We start from the raw sequence: 17,668 nt of genomic DNA, 5'->3' as shown, positions 1-17,668 counted from the left end.
AAAAATATATAACGTATCACTATTTTAATTAAATTAACCAATTAGGGTGGGCTTTAAATTGAAAATGATATGACGATTGAGAGTATTAAATAAAATAAATTAAAACTAAATGCAATTTTCACCCATGGAGAGACAAAATAGTCATCTTTTTTGACTTGCTTAGGTTTAAAAAATTCATCATTTTCCATGGTATATTTGTGCTTTTTACTTGAAAGTTGATATTTTAGTCTTCTAAAACCATAACTTGTAGGATCAAAAATACCTTCTTGTACGATAATAATAATAAAAAAGAATATGGTTAATGAAATCGAAATATAGAAGAAAATATTAATGAAATATATTAAGGTATGTGAAACGAAAAACCAAAATAGCAAAGAAAGGATGGGTGTTAAAAGCGCCCAACCAAATATAGAAGTTAAATTTTTCATTATTTTGTCTCCTTTAATTAATAAATTTATTGTAACTTAAAATTACTTGGAAATGAATAATAATTGATGGAATTTCTTTTGCAACAGTACTTATAAGATTTATAAATTTATTTAAAAAATGATTACTTTAATAATGTAAAGTAAAACAATGTTGATTAAAATATGAACTAAAAGTATAATGTTATTAAATATTTCTGAATATTTTGAAGGGAATGTTTATTCTGAAATTAAAGGGGGATAAAATATGCTTAAGTATATTATGAAGCGTTTAGGGTATATGATTTTGTCATTATTCATAATCATAACGATCACGTTTTTCTTAATGAAGTTAATGCCAGGTTCGCCATTTAATGATGAAAAATTAAATGAAGAGCAGAAACAAATTTTAAATGAAAAATATGGTCTGAATGATCCGGTACCTGTACAGTATGCGAGTTATTTAAAGAATGTAGTTACGGGGGACTTTGGTAACTCATTCCAATATGACAATCAACCTGTTTGGGATTTAATAAAACCGAGGTTATTACCGTCGTTTGAGATGGGGATGACAGCGATGGTTATCGGCGTAATACTAGGTTTGATTTTGGGGGTCATAGCGGCAGTACGGCAAAACACCTGGGTGGATTATTCTGCAACGGTAATTTCAGTTATTGCGGTTTCAGTACCATCATTTGTATTAGCAGTATTATTGCAATATGTCTTTTCGGTAAGATTACAATGGTTTCCTGTTGCGGGTTGGGAAGGGCTATCAACAGCAGTGCTACCTTCACTAGCTTTATCTGCAGCAGTACTAGCAACCGTGGCTAGATACATAAGAGCGGAAATGATTGAAGTATTAAGTTCAGATTATATCTTGTTAGCACGAGCCAAAGGTAATTCAACAATGAGAGTATTATTTGGTCATGCATTAAGGAATGCATTAATTCCAGTTATAACAATTATTGTGCCGATGTTAGCGAGTATCCTGACAGGTACACTAACAATTGAAAATATCTTTGGCGTGCCTGGTTTGGGGGATCAATTCGTTAGATCAATAACAACAAATGACTTCCCAGTTATCATGGCAACGACGATTTTATTCAGTACACTATTTATTGTTTCCATTTTCCTTGTAGACATATTATATGGTGTTATTGATCCACGTATTCGTGTACAAGGGGGTAAAAAATAATGGCTGATAAAAGAGATGAAAACTTAAAAGATGATCATTCAAATGCAGTGATGACTACTACCTCTGAAGCTATTCCAGCATCTGATTTTATTAGAAGTAACAATGATATTGAAAAAGAACCTGAAATGCAAAGAGAGAGCAAAAACTTTTGGCAAGATGCATGGACACAATTGAAACGTAATAAGCTCGCAGTAGTAGGAATGGTTGGTTTAATTATTATTGTACTATTAGCGTTGATAGGGCCACTGTTAAGTTCACATGACTATGCTGAACAAGATGTTGAGCGTCGTAACCTTCCGGCTAAGATACCAGTGTTAGACCAAATTTCATTCTTACCATTTGATGGTGAGGGTGCACAAGGCGTTGATGCTTATAAAGAAGCTGGGGTTAAAGAAAACTTCTGGTTCGGAACAGACCAATTAGGTAGAGATTTATGGTCAAGAACATGGCAAGGTGCACAAGTATCATTATTTATTGGTGTTGTCGCTGCCTTACTAGATATATTTATAGGGGTCATATACGGAGCAATATCAGGATTTTTTGGCGGTCGATTAGATAATGTCATGCAACGTATCATAGAAATTGTTGCTTCTATTCCGACACTTATTGTTGTGATTTTATTTGTACTGATCTTTGAACCCTCTATATGGACGATTATTTTAGCAATGGCTATCACAGGATGGATTGGCATGAGTCGTGTAGTTCGTGGAGAATTTTTAAAGTTGAAAAACCAAGAGTTTGTTTTGGCCTCAAAAACATTGGGTGCATCAAAATTCAAACTGATTTTCAAACATATTTTACCTAACACGTTAGGTGTTATTGTAGTAACTTCAATGTTTACAGTACCTAACGCAATATTTTTTGAAGCATTCTTAAGCTTTATTGGTATTGGGGTGCCTGCGCCAAGAACATCATTGGGTTCTTTGGTAAATGAAGGAAGAGCTATGTTGCTCATTCATCCACATGAACTATTTATACCAGCGTTAGTATTAAGTTTACTAATCTTATTCTTCTATCTATTTAGTGATGGATTACGTGATGCATTTGATCCGAAAATGCGTAGATAATAAAAGGAGGCAACAGATATGTCAGAAAGAATATTAGAAGTTAGTGATTTGCATGTTTCCTTTGATATCGACGCAGGGGAAGTGCAAGCGGTAAGAGGCGTTGATTTTGTTATCGATAAAGGGGAGACTTTAGCAATTGTCGGTGAATCTGGTTCAGGTAAATCAGTGACAACAAAAGCTATTACGAAATTATTTCAAGGTGACGCCGGAAGAATTAAAAAAGGACAAATTAACTTCTTAGGTGAAGATTTAGCGAAAAAATCAGAGCAAGAATTAATTAAATTGCGTGGTAAAGACATTTCTATGATTTTCCAAGACCCGATGACTTCATTAAACCCAACAATGAAAATCGGAAAACAGGTTATGGAACCACTCATTAAACACAAAAATTATAATAAAGCAGACGCAAAAAAAAGAGCAGTTGAAATTCTGAACCTAGTTGGTTTACCAAATGCTGAAAAACGATTTAATGCGTATCCTCATCAATTTTCAGGTGGACAAAGACAAAGAATCGTTATAGCAACGGCACTCGCATGTGAACCGAAAGTACTTATCGCTGATGAGCCTACAACGGCACTTGATGTGACAATGCAAGCACAAATATTAGAGCTGATGAAGGAGCTTCAACATAAAATCAGTACCTCTATTATATTTATTACACATGACTTAGGCGTTGTAGCAAATATAGCGGATAGAGTTGCTGTAATGTATGGTGGTCAAATGGTAGAAACAGGTGATGTAGATGAAATTTTCTATGATCCTAAACATCCATATACTTGGGGATTACTTTCTTCTATGCCAGACTTAACAACTGGTACTGATACAGAGCTGCTAGCGATTCCTGGTACACCGCCAGATTTGTTACATCCTCCAAAAGGGGATGCGTTTGCGGATCGTAGTCAATTTGCTTTAGATATTGATTTCAAGACACCACCACCATGGTATCAAGTATCGCCAACACATTTTGTGAAATCATGGTTGCTAGACGATCGTGCGCCTCACGTAGAACCACCCGAAATGGTCAAAAAACGTTTGCGTAAAATGACAAATAACTTTGATAAACCACAACAGGTAGAAAGGGTGTCTTTCAATGGAGAATAGTAGTGAGTTATTATTGCAAGTAAAAAATTTAAAACAATATTTTAACGAAGGTAAACGTAATGAAGTTAGAGCTATTGAAAACATTTCTTTTGATGTTTATAAAGGCGAAACATTTGGACTTGTTGGTGAATCAGGATGTGGCAAGTCAACCACAGGCAAAGCGATTATTAAATTAAATGAAATAACGGATGGCGAGATTTTATATGAAGGCGTGGATATTCAAAAAATTAAAAATCGTAAAGATTCTTTGAAATTCAATAAAAAAATTCAGATGATTTTCCAAGATCCTTATGCTTCATTAAACTCAAGGCTGAAGGTAATGGATATTGTAGCTGAAGGGATTGATATACACAAACTTTCAACAGGGGTAAAAGACCGAAAAAGACGTGTCTACGATTTGTTAGAAACTGTTGGTTTAAGTAAAGAGCATGCTAATCGTTATCCTCATGAATTCTCAGGTGGTCAACGTCAACGTATTGGTATTGCAAGAGCATTAGCAGTTGAGCCTGAGTTTATTATTGCTGATGAACCTATTTCGGCGTTAGACGTCTCTATACAAGCACAAGTCGTAAATCTGTTATTAAAATTACAGAGAGAACGTGGCATAACATTTTTATTTATTGCTCATGACCTATCAATGGTTAAATACATTTCAGACAGAATTGCGGTTATGCATTTTGGTAAAATTGTAGAAATAGGCAGTGCAGATGAAATTTACAATCACCCAATGCATCCCTATACGAAGTCATTACTTTCTGCTGTACCACAGCCTGACCCTGAAAGTGAAAGAGTTAGAAAAAGAACGCATTTTAAAGAGGATGACACTAAGAATAATCAACGCGTATTACATGAAATTAGAGCAAATCATTATGTATTTACTACAGATGAAGAAGCTGAAGCATTAAAATCTCAAACACAAGAGGCTTCTGTTTAATAGGGGAAGGGGGGAAAATGATGAAAAAATTCAAGTTTTTAATTATTTTAGTAGCACTATCGGTTGTATTAGCAGGGTGTGGCAATGCTGAAGGAATTTATTCTGATAAAGGGGATGTATTTAGAAAAGTGATAACACAAGATATTTCTTCATTAGATACGGCCTTAGCCACTGATACAGTTTCATTTGATATATATAATCAGGTATATGAAGGGTTATATACCTTAGATAAAAATGATAAAGCGAAACCAGGCGTGGCCAAAGCTATGCCAAAAGAAAGTAATGGTGGTAAAACTTTGACGATTGATTTGCGTAAAGATGCAAAATGGTCTAATGGTGACCCTGTTACAGCGCACGATTTTGAATTTGCATGGAAACGTGTCGTTAATCCAGATACAGCCTCTGAATATGCTTATATTATGTATGATTTAAAGAATGCTGAAGCAATCAATATGGGCAAAAAAGACGTAGATGAGCTAGGTGTTAAAGCTGTTGACGATCACACATTAAAAGTGGAATTAACCAAACCAATACCATATATGAATGAGATGTTGGCCTTTGCAACATTTATGCCTCAAAATGAAAAAGCTGTGAAGAAAGCTGGACAACAATATGGTACTACAGCTGATAAAACGGTATATAATGGGCCATTTAAAGTAAAAAACTGGAAAGTTGAAGATAAAATACAGCTTGTGAAAAATGATGATTATTGGGACAAAAAAGCAGTCAATTTAGACCGAGTAAATTATAAAGTGTTGAAAGATCAGCAAGCAGGCGCGTCACTTTATGACACAGGTTCTGTAGACGATACACTGATAACTGCCGACCAAGTTGATAAATATGCAGATAATCCAGGCTTAAAGAAACGTTTATTAGCAAGTACATTTTATATTAAGTTAAATCGAGACAATGTACCAGAATTTAAAAACAAAGACTTAAGGCTAGCAATTTCTCAAGCTATTAATAAAGAAGGCTATGTAAATGCAGTTAAAAATAATGGTTCTGAAGCTACAGATGGCTTTACATCTAAACTAACTGCTAAATCACCAGATGGTAAGGATTTTACTGAATCAATCAATTCGCCATTAACATATAATCCTAAAGCAGCAAAACAACATTTAGAAAAAGCTAAAAAAGATTTAGGTATCAAAGAGTTAACATTTACAATGAATACGGAAGATACCCCTGATGCAAAAATTTCAGCAGAGTATATCAAAGCACAAGTTGAAAGTAATTTACCAGGAGTTACAATGAATATTAAACAATTACCGTTTAAACAAAGAGTGAATCAGGAACATTCTGAAACATTTGAAGCATCATTATCTGGTTGGGGACCAGATTATCCAGATCCATTAACGTTCTTGAATATTATGACGACAGGTAATCCTTCTAATAATACAGGATGGGGTAATAAAGAATTCGATAAATTAGTTAAAGATGCTAATGGCAAATTATTGAAGAAACCTGAAGAACGAAATGCAGCAATGAAGGAAGCGGAGGAATTATTATTAGCAGAAGCACCAGTTGCGCCAGTTTACCAAAAAGGGGAAGCGCATTTAACTAACCCTCAAGTTAAAGGTTTAGTCTACCATCAAATTGGTGGAGACACGACACTAAAACATGTGAAAATTGATAAGCGTATCGATCCTAAAACGGGTAAAAAGAAAGAAAAATAAGCATTAAAAAGGAGAATCCGAAGTACTGGATTCTCCTTTTTAATGTTCTGAAAATTTTAAGCTTAGTAACTTATCTTTTACGACCTAAGCCCATTGCTTTTTCCATTTTTTTCAATGTTTTCAATGACACTTTTTGTGCTTTATCTCTACCGTTATCTAAAATTGTATCAAGCTCATCAGAATTGAAATAATAATCATATTTTTCTTGGAAATGAGTTAAGAATGATTTCACAACTTCTGCTAAATCTGCTTTAAACACACCATAGTTTGAGTCTTTATATTTTTCTTGAAGTGAGTCAATAGATTCATTAGTCAAGCTTGAGTAAATTGATAATAAATTAGAGATTCCTGGTTTATTATCACGATCAAATTTAATGATACCGTCAGAATCGGTTACAGCACTTTTGATTTTTTTAGCGGCAACATTTGGCTGATCAAGTAGTGAGATGAAGTTTTTTTGGTTATCGTCACTTTTGCTCATTTTTTTAGTTGGCTCTTGAAGGCTCATCACGCGGCCTCCAACTTTTGGCATACGGATTTCTGGCTTAATTAAAACATCATTATAACGGGAGTTAAATCTGTCTACAAGATTACGTGTTAACTCCATATGTTGTTTTTGATCATCACCAACTGGTACGATATTAGTATTATAAATAACGATATCAGCAGCCATCAATGGTGGGTAAGTTAACAATCCTGCTGGTACACCTTCAGTTTGTTTACCTGCTTTATCTTTAAATTGCGTCATACGTTCTAATTCACCAATTGAAGAAATCGTAGTGAGCATCCAACTTGCTTGAACATGCGCAGGAACTTCAGATTGAATAAATAGTGTTGATTTCTCTGGGTCTATACCAGAAGCTAAATAGATTGCAGCAAGTTGTCTAATTTGTTTACGTAATTTTAATCGATCTTGGGGTACCGTGATTGCATGTTGGTCAACGATACAAAAGAAACAATCGTAATCATCTTGCACTTCACCAAATTGTTTCAATGCGCCAATGTAATTACCAATTGTTGGAATCCCACTAGGCTGGATACCTGAAAATAATGTTTCCATTTTATGATGCCTACTTTCTGAAATTTAATTTAATACACAATACGTTTATTATAACAGTATTTCAATCATTTGTAAGTTATGTTAAACTACATGTACATCAATATTTCTAGTTGAATTTATTGAGAAATACTTTTATTTTAAATTTTTTGAAAAAAATTAGAGAATTCTCATTTAATTTTAATGTTGAAAGGGTATACTTTCATTGTAAGGTTAAGGAAGGCGAAGAAAACTATAAAGTTTCCTAATCATATAAATATTGAAATCAAATGAATTTACATTCATGAAAAATAGGAGAGTGAGATGTATGGTAACATTATTTACTTCACCAAGTTGCACATCTTGCCGTAAAGCGAAAGCATGGTTACAAGAACATGACATTCCGTATACGGAGCGTAACATTTTTTCAGAACACTTAACAATTGACGAAATCAAACAAATTTTAAAAATGACTGAAGACGGTACTGATGAAATTATATCTACACGTTCTAAAACTTACCAAAAATTAAATGTAGATATTGATGCGCTACCACTTCAAGATTTATATTCAATTATTCAAGATAACCCTGGTTTATTACGTCGTCCAATTATTTTAGACGAAAAACGTCTACAAGTTGGTTATAACGAAGATGAAATCAGACGTTTCTTACCTAGAAAAGTTCGTACGTTCCAATTGCAAGAAGCGCAACGCATGGTTGACTAAGACAAATTATAAGTGAAATAAATAAATCATAAACCATAAAGTAATGAATTAAAAATTGCTTTATGGTTTTGTTATATTTAACATAACAAATACTCATGGGCTTAGGTCAAACGCAAAGGTTGTCTAAGTGGAAAAATCGATTTAATATAGAGTTAAGTTAATTTTGGTGCAGCACGCTTGAATAGTTCGTGCTGTTTTTTTGGCTAATATAAGGGTATATGTTAATATAAGATACTAATTGGAATTTAGTGAAATTTAATCAAACAAATCAATTGTAATTATTGCTATGTTCTAATACAATATGATTACTATTCATCGACTGTAAGGAGTGAGATGATATGAGAATAGAGCGCGTTGACGATACTACCGTTAAATTATTTATAACATATAGTGATATTGAAGCAAGAGGTTTTAAACGTGAAGATTTGTGGACTAATCGCAAACGTGGAGAAGAATTCTTTTGGAATATGATGGAAGAAATCAATGAAGAAGAAGATTTTGTTGTTGAAGGCCCGTTATGGATACAAGTACATGCTTTTGAAAAAGGTGTTGAGGTAACGATATCTAAATCTAAAAATGAAGATCTGATCAATATGTCAGATGAAGATAATGAACAACTTGATTATCAAGTGAACGATTTATTATCACAGACGTTTGATCAAGATGATAGTTTAGAAGATTTATTTGAGCAACGTCAACAACAGAAAGAAAATAACCATAGCCAAGAACGAAACGACCATAAACAGCAAAATACACGTACTGTTATTGTTAAATTTAGTGATTTAGAAGAAGTAATCGATTATGCACATCACAACGATCAAGTGACAGATGCATTCGAAGATTTATTATATAGTCTTAACAATATTTATTATTATGCTGTGCATTTTGACGAAAATGTAGATCAAGAAACAATTAATGATAGTTATAGTCAATTACTTGAGTTCGCATATCCTACTGATAAATCTGAAGTATATTTAAATGACTATGCAAAAATAATCATGAGCCACAATGTAGCGTCACAAGTGCGTCGTTATTTTCCAAACACTGCAGAATAATTAATGTGAATAAAATAAAATGACTAATATAACCCTTACTAAAATTGATTTACAATATATAGTAAGGGTTATGTTTTTAAGAAAAATTTAAAGTCGACAAAGTTTATACTTTGTCTGCTCAGACCATAGACAACCCTTAGGTGATAGTTCGCCTAAGGGTTATTTATATTGGCATAGTTATTTTTTTAATAACAGTGTCTTTCAAACCAAAGTTGACGCTATGATCAATGGAATTATGCGACATAATAAAAATTACTGTTTAATTTATAAATACTAAAAAATTTTAGTGTAATATAGGCAGTGATTTGGCCGACTCTTTTGGGAAGCGCATTAGCCGAAGACTACAGGCTAAGGCAATGCTCGAGAAAAGCGTGCACAAAAAATTGTTAACAAAGTGTTAGACTCTGTTGTTTTTTATATCAGGTAAGTGGAAAGTGTAATTTACTAAAGTAATTTATGTGAAATTACCGTGTATATTAAATGAGGTGATTAAAACATGTTTTACGCTAAAGACGGTAACGAAATATTGATGACTGCGCGCAACGCTAATAGAAACTGTGATTATAAATGTCCGCATTGTCATAATAAAGTTGTTCTAAAAAAAGGTCCAATGAAAATATCGCATTTTGCTCATGTTCACAGAAATTCAAACTTTTGTAACAAAGGCGAGACCTATGAACATTATATGTTTAAATATGAATTGGCACAGCAATTAGATAAATTAGATTATCATGTTGTAATTGAACCTTATATATCACAGTGCTACCAATATCCAGATTTAATCATTAATAATACAATTGCGATTGAAATACAATTTTCAAATATAACTATAGATAATATAAAAAAACGAAGCGATGGGTTAGCTCATACTGGTTTTGACGTTATTTGGATTATCGGTAAGTTGAAATATAATGAAAGAACAAAAATTTTAATTTTAAATAAGTCTGAACGCACTTATATTAATTTAAAAAGAAGACAACTCTTTTCATGGCATAGTGACACGTTTCTATTATATAGATATAAAATAATACAATTTATTGGGGGAAACCGTTACATAGCTATTAGGGAACAACTTTCATATAAACAATTTACATATTATTTTAATAAAAGTGACCCTGCCATATTACCAAGTCATTTTAAATTAACGAAGTCTTCAATTGAACAATATATCAAGTATTGCAGACGTCAAGGAACTGTTCATGAGCCTAGTTTGAGTGTTATTTATAATTTACAACTAAAGGAATCATGGGTATGTGAAAATTTAGGCATGGTGTATCCTGAACAACTATTTATACAATCTCATCCTATTTATTGGCAACTGCAATTGCTGAATATGTTAGTTAAAAATAATATTAATGAAAGTGTATTCTTAAATACTATTAAGTATAATCATTTTTATAATTATGATGTTAATAGCCAAGTAATAGTTCAAGCAATTATCCATAAGTTTCAAAAAATATACCGAAATATTGGGTATAATAACGTGCAAAATTGAGTCTTACATGAGAAAATTATAGTATTGAATTTAATAGGAGGTTTACTAAAATTATGACTCAACAATTAACAAGAGAAGAACAAGAACGTAAATATCCTGAATATACATGGGATTTAACTACCATATTCGAAGCGGATGAAGCTTTTGAAGAAGCTTTTAAAGAAGCAGAACAAAATTTAGGAAAAGAACAACAATTTAAAGGTCATTTAGCTGATAGTGCTGAGACTTTATATCAAGCATTAGCTTTAGAGGATGAATTAGGTTCTAAATTAGAAAAAGTTTATGTATACGCACATTTAAAACAAGATCAAGACACAGCGAATGATAAATACACAGGTTATGAAGCGCGTGCGCATCAATTAATAATTAAGTTTAGTTCAGGGTGGAGTTTCTTAGTACCTGAAATATTGCAAATTGATGAAGACAAGATTCAATCATTTATTGATGAAAATGATAATTTAAAACAATATGAATTTGATTTGAAATTAATCAATGAAAAACGTCCGCATGTGTTGAGTGCAGATAAAGAAAAGCTACTTACAGAGGCACAAGATGCTTTGTCAACAGCTGATAATGTATATGGTATGTTCAGCAATGCTGATTTAGAGTTTGAAGATGCCATCGATAAGGATGGTAATCGTCATTCACTTACACAAGGCACATTCATAAAGTGTTTAGAATCTGATGATCGTATATTAAGAAAATCTGCATTTGAAAATTTATATAAAGCTTATGGTGCCTATAATAATACTTTAAGTGCTACATTAGCAGGAGAAGTTAAAAAGAATGTGTTTAATGCACGTACACATAACTATGAATCTGCAAGAGCAGCAGCTTTAAGTAATAATCATATCCCAGAAGCAGTCTATGACAATTTAGTAAAAACAGTCCATAAATATTTACCATTATTGCACCGTTATACAGAATTACGTAAAGCATTGTTAGGTCTTGAAGATATGAAAATGTACGATTTATATACACCTTTAGTTAAAGATGTGAAGTTTGAAATGCCATACGAGGAAGCAAAAGATTGGATGGTTAAAGCTTTACAACCAATGGGTGAAGAATACATGGAAGTAGTGAATGAAGGATTAAATAATCGTTGGGTAGACGTATATGAAAATAAAGGTAAACGTTCAGGCGGTTATTCTTCCGGTGCACATCTAACAAATCCATTTATTTTATTAAATTGGTCAAATACCGTGTCTGATTTATACACGTTGGTACATGAATTTGGTCATTCAGCGCATAGTTATTTCAGTCGTAAAAATCAACCTTCAAATTCAAGTGATTATACAATATTTGTCGCAGAAGTTGCATCTACATGTAATGAAGCATTACTAAGTGATTATATGGATAAACATTTAGATGATGAACGAAGATTGTTGTTATTAAACCAAGAACTTGAGCGTTTCCGTGCCACATTATTTAGACAAACGATGTTTGCTGAATTTGAACACAAAATTCATCAGATAGAAGAAGCGGGAGAGCCATTAACAGCAAATCGTATGAACGAAGAATATGCTGAATTAAACCGTGTTTATTTTGGTGACTCAGTTGAAACAGATGAAGATATCAGTAAAGAATGGTCAAGAATTCCTCATTTTTATATGAACTATTATGTGTATCAATATGCAACAGGATATAGCGCTGCACAAAGTTTAAGTCATCAGATATTAACTGAAGGACAACCGGCAGTATATAGATACATTAATGAATTCTTGAAAAAAGGTAGTTCAAATTACCCAATTGAAATCTTGAAAAATGCTGGGGTAGATATGACAACACCTGAACCAATTGAACAAGCTTGCCAAGTATTCGAACAAAAATTAGATGCTTTTGAAAAGTTAATGAAAGCTTAGCATGAATGTATTCGTTTACAATATGACAAGTTTGTGACAAACTAAATTTATTTAATTTAAAAGGTTGAAAGGTGTATTTTACCGTGTTATATTATAAACATGAAATTAATCACATAACAAACATACCCCTTTGTTTGAAGTGAAAAATTTCTCCCATCCCCTTTGTTTAGCGCCGTGTAATCAGACACGGCGTTTTTTTATACCCTTTTTTAATGATTCTTCTAAAAATGAGTATAATTGAATAACTATTCAATTAACTTTAAGTGGAAAATATAAGAAAAACAAAAAACGATGATTTTTACTGAATTGCAGTAAAAATCATCGTTTTAATTTAAGGTAGTACATTTTATGTCACTATCTATTTAATAAAGGCTATTTAGTTATAAAGTTAAATCATAGGCGCATTAATTTTTAGCTTTCCAAAATTTGCCGTCAGGCGACTTAAGTTTTTCAATTTTTTGTTGGATTGCTAACTTTTTTAGCTCTTTATTCATTAGTTTTTCTGGCCACTCATATATTGTTAATAACTCTTCTTTAGTGACTAATTGTTGTTGTTGAATATATTCTTCAAGACTTGGTGGTAATTCTTTTTCAATTGTTGAACCAATGAGTTCGTTAATAATATAAGTATAAATATGGTAAGGATATAATCCTTCAACTTTTAATCCTTCTTCGTGCACATCCTCGCTAAAGAACACGAGGGAAGGAGCTTCTTCAATTTCCATTTCTCGTGCGATATGCAAATCTACTTGTAAACTATCTTTTAAACAGTTACTTTGCAAATCTTCTTTAAAAACTTCGTAGTCTAATCCTGCGTTACTGATACAATTATTAACCATCGATTCTGTAATAATATCTCGCTTGGGTATAATCTCATTTTGTACAAGATGTATAAAACGCTCTGCACGTATGCGTCCCTGAAGTTCAGCGGCTTTATATGCGAGTGCGATATTATCTAAATCAGATGTACTTTGCGCTTGGCATTTTGTCAAAACGCGTAATGAAGGATTCAATATATGTCTAATACTTATATATTGTTTATACTCAATGCGTAATTTAGAAAGGATTGCAGATAATTTAAAACATTCCTTGCTGAATGGATCAAAAAAGGAATAAATTTCTATCTTACTAACAGGTGAAAGATTTACATCTTCACGACTATTGGGTTGTATTAATCTTAATTCTTCAGTCATGTCTATTCCACCTACAATTAATTTTCGGAATTAACCATGTGATTCGCTGTTAAACGTAATCTCTCGTATAAATAATCACCGACACCTTCGGGAAAATCAGCATGCTGTATAGCTTTATACATATTTTCTAGCCAAGCATCGCGTTCATGATTTGTTATAATAAAATCTAAATGACGTCTTTTCAACATTGGATGACCATGTTCTTGTGTATAAAGATTCGGACCACCTAAGAATTGTGTTAAAAATTGTTTTTGTTTTCTGCTTGTTTCTGCAAAATCTCCAGGAAACAAGTGATTAATTCTACTATCTTGTTCTACTAAATAATAAAAGTAATCAATCATCTCATATAAGGCTTTTTGGCCAATGATTTCATATGGTGTTTGCGTCATAATATCACCGTATCCTGTTAATATAATACTAATATAACATGAATTTTTACATTTGGAAGTAATTCGACTTCTTACAATTGCATGTGATTAATTATGATATAAATTTGATTTACGATTAAAAAATCTTTGTACTTTATTAGCTGGAATTTCATGTTTCATATCAAATTTTTCAAGGATTGATTTAAATTGAATTAAACCTTCATCATAATCTTCTACTTCGTATTCTAATTCAAAATCTTCAAAATCTAAGTAAGTACTTTTATCAAGTACAAGTAAGTTTCCGTTTATTTCTTTTTCTAAGCGTTCAGTTTTAAGTGAACCAAGAATAATTAATTCAATTAAATCGATATCCATCTTTGTAAGCTGTTCTAAAATTTCAGAAGGCAACGATTGTTCTGGAATAGGCTTGTTTAATTCAGGAACGATATGTGTTTCAAAATTGTATTCAGTTAGGCCGACTTCAGCTGGTATTTTCAATGTCATTTCCAAGTAGTCATCTTTCACACGAATTCTCAAAGCTGACTTATGATCTTTTAGATCAAAGTCTGGCGTATCGATATAGAAATTTGTTTGTTTAAAAGGTTCAATTTCATTGAAATAGGTTTTATGAATAACATTGTATTGATTTTCTGTTAACAATTGTTTGAATTCAATCTCGTTATTAGTTGCCACTATAATCTCTCCTTCTGGTGCGTATATTCATTTATTTTAAAACACTTTTTATTTAATTTAAATTGAACTGCATTTATGATTACATAAATAGTTGAAATTGATGGATTGATGTTGGTATAACATTATGTTGTAACGTGTTATGTAGTATGAAATTATGTTAAAATAATGAAGAATAAGGAGGAACAAGCATGCGTATTTATGTGAATGAAATTAAAATTACAGAAGATAGCATTAATTGCTATACAGAACAATCCACAGAAGGTTTACAAGAAGCAGGACAAATGCTTGTTGATAGTGATAATTACAGCTTTGCATACATTTTAGACGACGGACAAAACTATTCTTACTTGATATTTGTTCAAGAAACGTGGTCTATGCTGCATGAAAACAAAGGCAAAAAAATTATCGTTAATGACGACTTAGAATTAAAACAATTCGAAAATGAGTTTAATTACATACTGGACAACATACAAGGTAATTCAAATTATGGTAAGGAGTTTGTTTCCGTTGTAGAGGATGTTTTCGAATTAGATTGAAGCGGAGTGAGGCACAATGAATCAATGGGATCAGTTTTTATCTCCATATAAACAAGCAGTAGACGAATTGAAAATTAAATTAAAAGGGCTTAGAAAACAATATGAAGTAGAAGATAATGCATCTCCTATAGAATTTGTAACAGGGCGAGTCAAACCCATGACAAGTATTATTGATAAGGCGAATAAACGTCAAATTTCTTTTGATCGCTTACATGAAGAAATGTATGACATTGCAGGTTTGCGTTTAATGTGTCAATTTGTTGATGATATTGATATTGTGGTTAATTTATTAAGACAGCGTCAAGATTTTAAAGTTGTGGAAGAACGGGATTACATTAGTAATACCAAACAAAGTGGTTATCGTTCATTTCATGTCATTATTGAATATCCTATTGAAACATTAAATGGAGAAAAGAAAATATTGGCAGAGATTCAAATTAGAACGTTAGCAATGAACTTTTGGGCAACGATAGAACATACTTTGAGATATAAATATGATGGAGATTATCCACCGGAGATTCAACATCGATTGGAAAGAGCTGCAGAAGCGGCATTTTTGCTAGATGAAGAGATGTCAGAAATTAAAGAAGAAATTCAAGAAGCTCAGAAATATTATTCTAAAAAGCGTGCGAAAAAGCATAATAATGACTAGGGGATGTTACGATGCGTTATACGATTTTATCTAAAGGTGATTCAAAATCGAATGCTTTAAAACATAAAATGATTAACCATATGAAAGATTTTCAGATGGTTGAAGACCCAGATAATCCAGAAATCGTCATTTCTGTTGGGGGAGATGGCACTCTGTTACAAGCGTTTCATCAGTATAGTCATATGCTATCTCGCTGTGCGTTTGTTGGGGTTCATACAGGGCATTTAGGTTTTTATGCTGATTGGGTGCCACATGAAGTTGAAAAACTCATCATTGAGATTAATAACTCTGAATTCCAAGTCATTGAATATCCTTTGTTAGAAATTATTGTGCGTTATAATGATAATGGATACGAGACGCGACATTTAGCATTAAATGAAGCTACTATGAAAACTGAAAATGGCTCTACTTTAGTTGTTGATGTGAATATTAGAGGTAACCAATTTGAACGCTTCAGAGGCGATGGTTTGTGTATTTCTACACCATCAGGTTCTACAGCATACAATAAGGCATTAGGTGGCGCATTGATACATCCCTCATTAGAAGCCATGCAAATTGCTGAAATTGCATCAATAAACAATCGGGTATTTAGAACTGTGGGTTCTCCTTTAGTATTACCCAAACACCATACGTGTTTAATAACACCAGTTAATCATGATACTATTTTAACAACGATTGACCATGTTAGTATAAAACATAAAAATGTTAATGCGATACAATATCGCGTAGCCAATGAAAAGATTAGATTCGCTAGATTTAGACCGTTTCCGTTTTGGAAAAGAGTACATGACTCCTTCATTTCAAGTGGAGATGATGAGTAATGAAATTTACTTATACAATACAGCGGCCAGAAATGGTGCGCACATTTTTACAACAACAAGCATTTTCTAAACGGACGATAAGCGCCATTAAGCATAATGGCGCTTTATTAGTTAATGGACAATCAGTTACAGTCAGAAAGCAATTAGCTATAAATGATAATTTAGAAGTTTTTTTAAGTGATGAAACGCCAAGCTCTAACTTAATACCATATAACGACGCGTTAAATATCTTATATGAAGATTCATATTTAATTATTGTGTCGAAATCTGCCCAACAAAATTGTGCACCTTCTAGAGATCATTTACATTTTAGTTTAGTGGAGCAAGTGTTGGGTTATTTTAATGATAGAAAGTTATCGTTGACCCCACATATTGTTACGCGTTTAGATCGTAATACTTCGGGGGTTGTTGTGTTAGCAAAGCATGGATTTATTCATCATTTAATGAGCCAAATTAAAATCGATAAAAAATATTTATGTATTTGTCAGGGGCTATTAGACGGTGAAGATTTAATTGATGCTCCTATCGCAAGACATCCAGATAGTATTATCCAGCGTCAAGTCAGTAGTTTAGGAAAGACCTCACAGACTAAATATAAAGCACTCAAACATACGAGTCATCATACTTTATGTGAAGTGAGTTTGCTTACAGGAAGAACACATCAAATACGCGTGCATTTTCAACATATTGGTCATCCTTTAGTAGGTGATGACTTATATGGCGGTAAAGATGAAACTTATCATCATCAATTATTACGTTGTATTCAAATATCATTTATTCACCCAATTAAAAAGCAAAAAATTATAATAAACGATAGATATGACGCGATTGAAACTATATTTAATATGATATAATT

The 17,668-nt window shown here is 32.4% G+C and carries 18 protein-coding genes; 13 read left to right on the top strand and 5 right to left on the bottom strand.

The window, feature by feature from the left end; translation table 11 throughout:
- Nucleotides 1-53 precede the first annotated feature (53 nt).
- Nucleotides 54-428 (bottom strand): DUF3899 domain-containing protein, encoded by a 375-nt coding sequence (locus tag D9V42_RS04730; RefSeq protein ID WP_122063432.1) that lies wholly within the window; start codon nucleotides 426-428, stop codon nucleotides 54-56.
- A gap of 244 nt (nucleotides 429-672) precedes the next feature.
- On the opposite strand from D9V42_RS04730, the gene opp3b reads away from it, so the two are divergent.
- Genes opp3b through D9V42_RS04705 form a run of 5 tightly spaced genes read left to right on the top strand, consistent with a single transcriptional unit; the run spans nucleotide 673 to nucleotide 6,377 of the window.
- Nucleotides 673-1,599 (top strand): oligopeptide ABC transporter permease, encoded by a 927-nt coding sequence (gene opp3b, locus D9V42_RS04725; RefSeq protein ID WP_017722312.1) that lies wholly within the window; start codon nucleotides 673-675, stop codon nucleotides 1,597-1,599.
- Entirely contained in the window at nucleotides 1,599-2,666 is a 1,068-nt protein-coding gene (gene opp3C, locus D9V42_RS04720; RefSeq protein WP_107555440.1) for an oligopeptide ABC transporter permease, read from the top strand. Before opp3b ends, opp3C begins: the two co-directional genes overlap by 1 nt.
- A gap of 18 nt (nucleotides 2,667-2,684) precedes the next feature.
- Nucleotides 2,685-3,767 (top strand): ABC transporter ATP-binding protein, encoded by a 1,083-nt coding sequence (locus D9V42_RS04715; RefSeq protein ID WP_122063430.1) that lies wholly within the window; start codon nucleotides 2,685-2,687, stop codon nucleotides 3,765-3,767.
- Nucleotides 3,757-4,701, top strand: coding sequence for an ABC transporter ATP-binding protein (locus tag D9V42_RS04710; RefSeq protein ID WP_122063428.1), 945 nt, complete (start codon nucleotides 3,757-3,759; stop codon nucleotides 4,699-4,701). The genes D9V42_RS04715 and D9V42_RS04710 overlap by 11 nt, the downstream gene beginning before the upstream one ends.
- Nucleotides 4,702-4,721: 20 nt before the next feature.
- Complete coding sequence (locus D9V42_RS04705) at nucleotides 4,722-6,377, top strand: peptide ABC transporter substrate-binding protein (RefSeq protein ID WP_122063426.1); 1,656 nt, start codon at nucleotides 4,722-4,724, stop codon at nucleotides 6,375-6,377.
- Nucleotides 6,378-6,447: 70 nt separating this feature from the next.
- Here the strand turns inward: D9V42_RS04705 and trpS are convergent, their stop codons facing one another.
- A complete protein-coding gene (gene trpS / locus D9V42_RS04700; protein ID WP_122063424.1) occupies nucleotides 6,448-7,437 on the bottom strand; it encodes a tryptophan--tRNA ligase in 990 nt (329 codons plus the stop codon).
- 304 nt (nucleotides 7,438-7,741) lie between these two features.
- Here trpS and spxA point away from each other — a divergent pair, with 304 nt between their 5' ends.
- From spxA to pepF, 4 genes are all read left to right on the top strand, one after another.
- Complete coding sequence (gene spxA / locus D9V42_RS04695; protein ID WP_002483765.1) at nucleotides 7,742-8,137, top strand: transcriptional regulator SpxA; 396 nt, start codon at nucleotides 7,742-7,744, stop codon at nucleotides 8,135-8,137.
- A 338-nt stretch (nucleotides 8,138-8,475) separates the two neighbouring features.
- A complete protein-coding gene (gene mecA / locus D9V42_RS04690; protein WP_017722306.1) occupies nucleotides 8,476-9,192 on the top strand; it encodes an adaptor protein MecA in 717 nt (238 codons plus the stop codon).
- A 496-nt stretch (nucleotides 9,193-9,688) separates the two neighbouring features.
- Nucleotides 9,689-10,687, top strand: a complete 999-nt coding sequence (locus D9V42_RS04685) for a competence protein CoiA (protein WP_122063422.1) — start codon at nucleotides 9,689-9,691, stop codon at nucleotides 10,685-10,687.
- A gap of 53 nt (nucleotides 10,688-10,740) precedes the next feature.
- Nucleotides 10,741-12,549 carry an oligoendopeptidase F gene (gene pepF, locus D9V42_RS04680; RefSeq protein ID WP_122063420.1) on the top strand — a complete coding sequence of 603 codons (1,809 nt, stop codon included), beginning with the start codon at nucleotides 10,741-10,743 and terminating at the stop codon, nucleotides 12,547-12,549.
- A 404-nt stretch (nucleotides 12,550-12,953) separates the two neighbouring features.
- On the opposite strand, the gene yjbH is transcribed toward pepF, so the two are convergent.
- From yjbH to D9V42_RS04665, 3 genes are all read right to left on the bottom strand, one after another.
- Nucleotides 12,954-13,742 carry a protease adaptor protein YjbH gene (yjbH, locus tag D9V42_RS04675; protein WP_017722303.1) on the bottom strand — a complete coding sequence of 263 codons (789 nt, stop codon included), beginning with the start codon at nucleotides 13,740-13,742 and terminating at the stop codon, nucleotides 12,954-12,956.
- A gap of 17 nt (nucleotides 13,743-13,759) precedes the next feature.
- A complete protein-coding gene (locus tag D9V42_RS04670) occupies nucleotides 13,760-14,131 on the bottom strand; it encodes a truncated hemoglobin YjbI (RefSeq protein ID WP_017722302.1) in 372 nt (123 codons plus the stop codon).
- 87 nt (nucleotides 14,132-14,218) lie between these two features.
- Nucleotides 14,219-14,803: a CYTH domain-containing protein gene (locus tag D9V42_RS04665; RefSeq protein WP_122063418.1), complete on the bottom strand. Its 585-nt coding sequence runs from the start codon at nucleotides 14,801-14,803 to the stop codon at nucleotides 14,219-14,221.
- Between the two features lie 188 nt (nucleotides 14,804-14,991).
- Here D9V42_RS04665 and D9V42_RS04660 point away from each other — a divergent pair, with 188 nt between their 5' ends.
- From D9V42_RS04660 to D9V42_RS04645, 4 genes are read left to right on the top strand one after another with little or no spacing between them, the layout of a single operon-like run.
- On the top strand, nucleotides 14,992-15,339 hold the full coding sequence (locus tag D9V42_RS04660) for a UPF0738 family protein (RefSeq protein WP_107555924.1): 348 nt from the start codon (nucleotides 14,992-14,994) through the stop codon (nucleotides 15,337-15,339).
- A gap of 16 nt (nucleotides 15,340-15,355) precedes the next feature.
- Complete coding sequence (gene yjbM / locus D9V42_RS04655; RefSeq protein ID WP_017722299.1) at nucleotides 15,356-15,991, top strand: GTP diphosphokinase; 636 nt, start codon at nucleotides 15,356-15,358, stop codon at nucleotides 15,989-15,991.
- Nucleotides 15,992-16,002: 11 nt separating this feature from the next.
- Nucleotides 16,003-16,812 (top strand): NAD kinase, encoded by an 810-nt coding sequence (locus D9V42_RS04650; RefSeq protein WP_017722298.1) that lies wholly within the window; start codon nucleotides 16,003-16,005, stop codon nucleotides 16,810-16,812.
- Nucleotides 16,812-17,666, top strand: a complete 855-nt coding sequence (locus D9V42_RS04645) for an RluA family pseudouridine synthase (RefSeq protein WP_122063416.1) — start codon at nucleotides 16,812-16,814, stop codon at nucleotides 17,664-17,666. Before D9V42_RS04650 ends, D9V42_RS04645 begins: the two co-directional genes overlap by 1 nt.
- Nucleotides 17,667-17,668: the final 2 nt, after the last annotated feature.

This window comes from Staphylococcus pseudoxylosus (assembly GCF_003697915.1).
GTDB lineage: Bacteria > Bacillota > Bacilli > Staphylococcales > Staphylococcaceae > Staphylococcus > Staphylococcus pseudoxylosus.
Note: the sequence above shows the minus strand (reverse complement) of the source record. Positions and strands in the feature narration are given on the sequence as shown.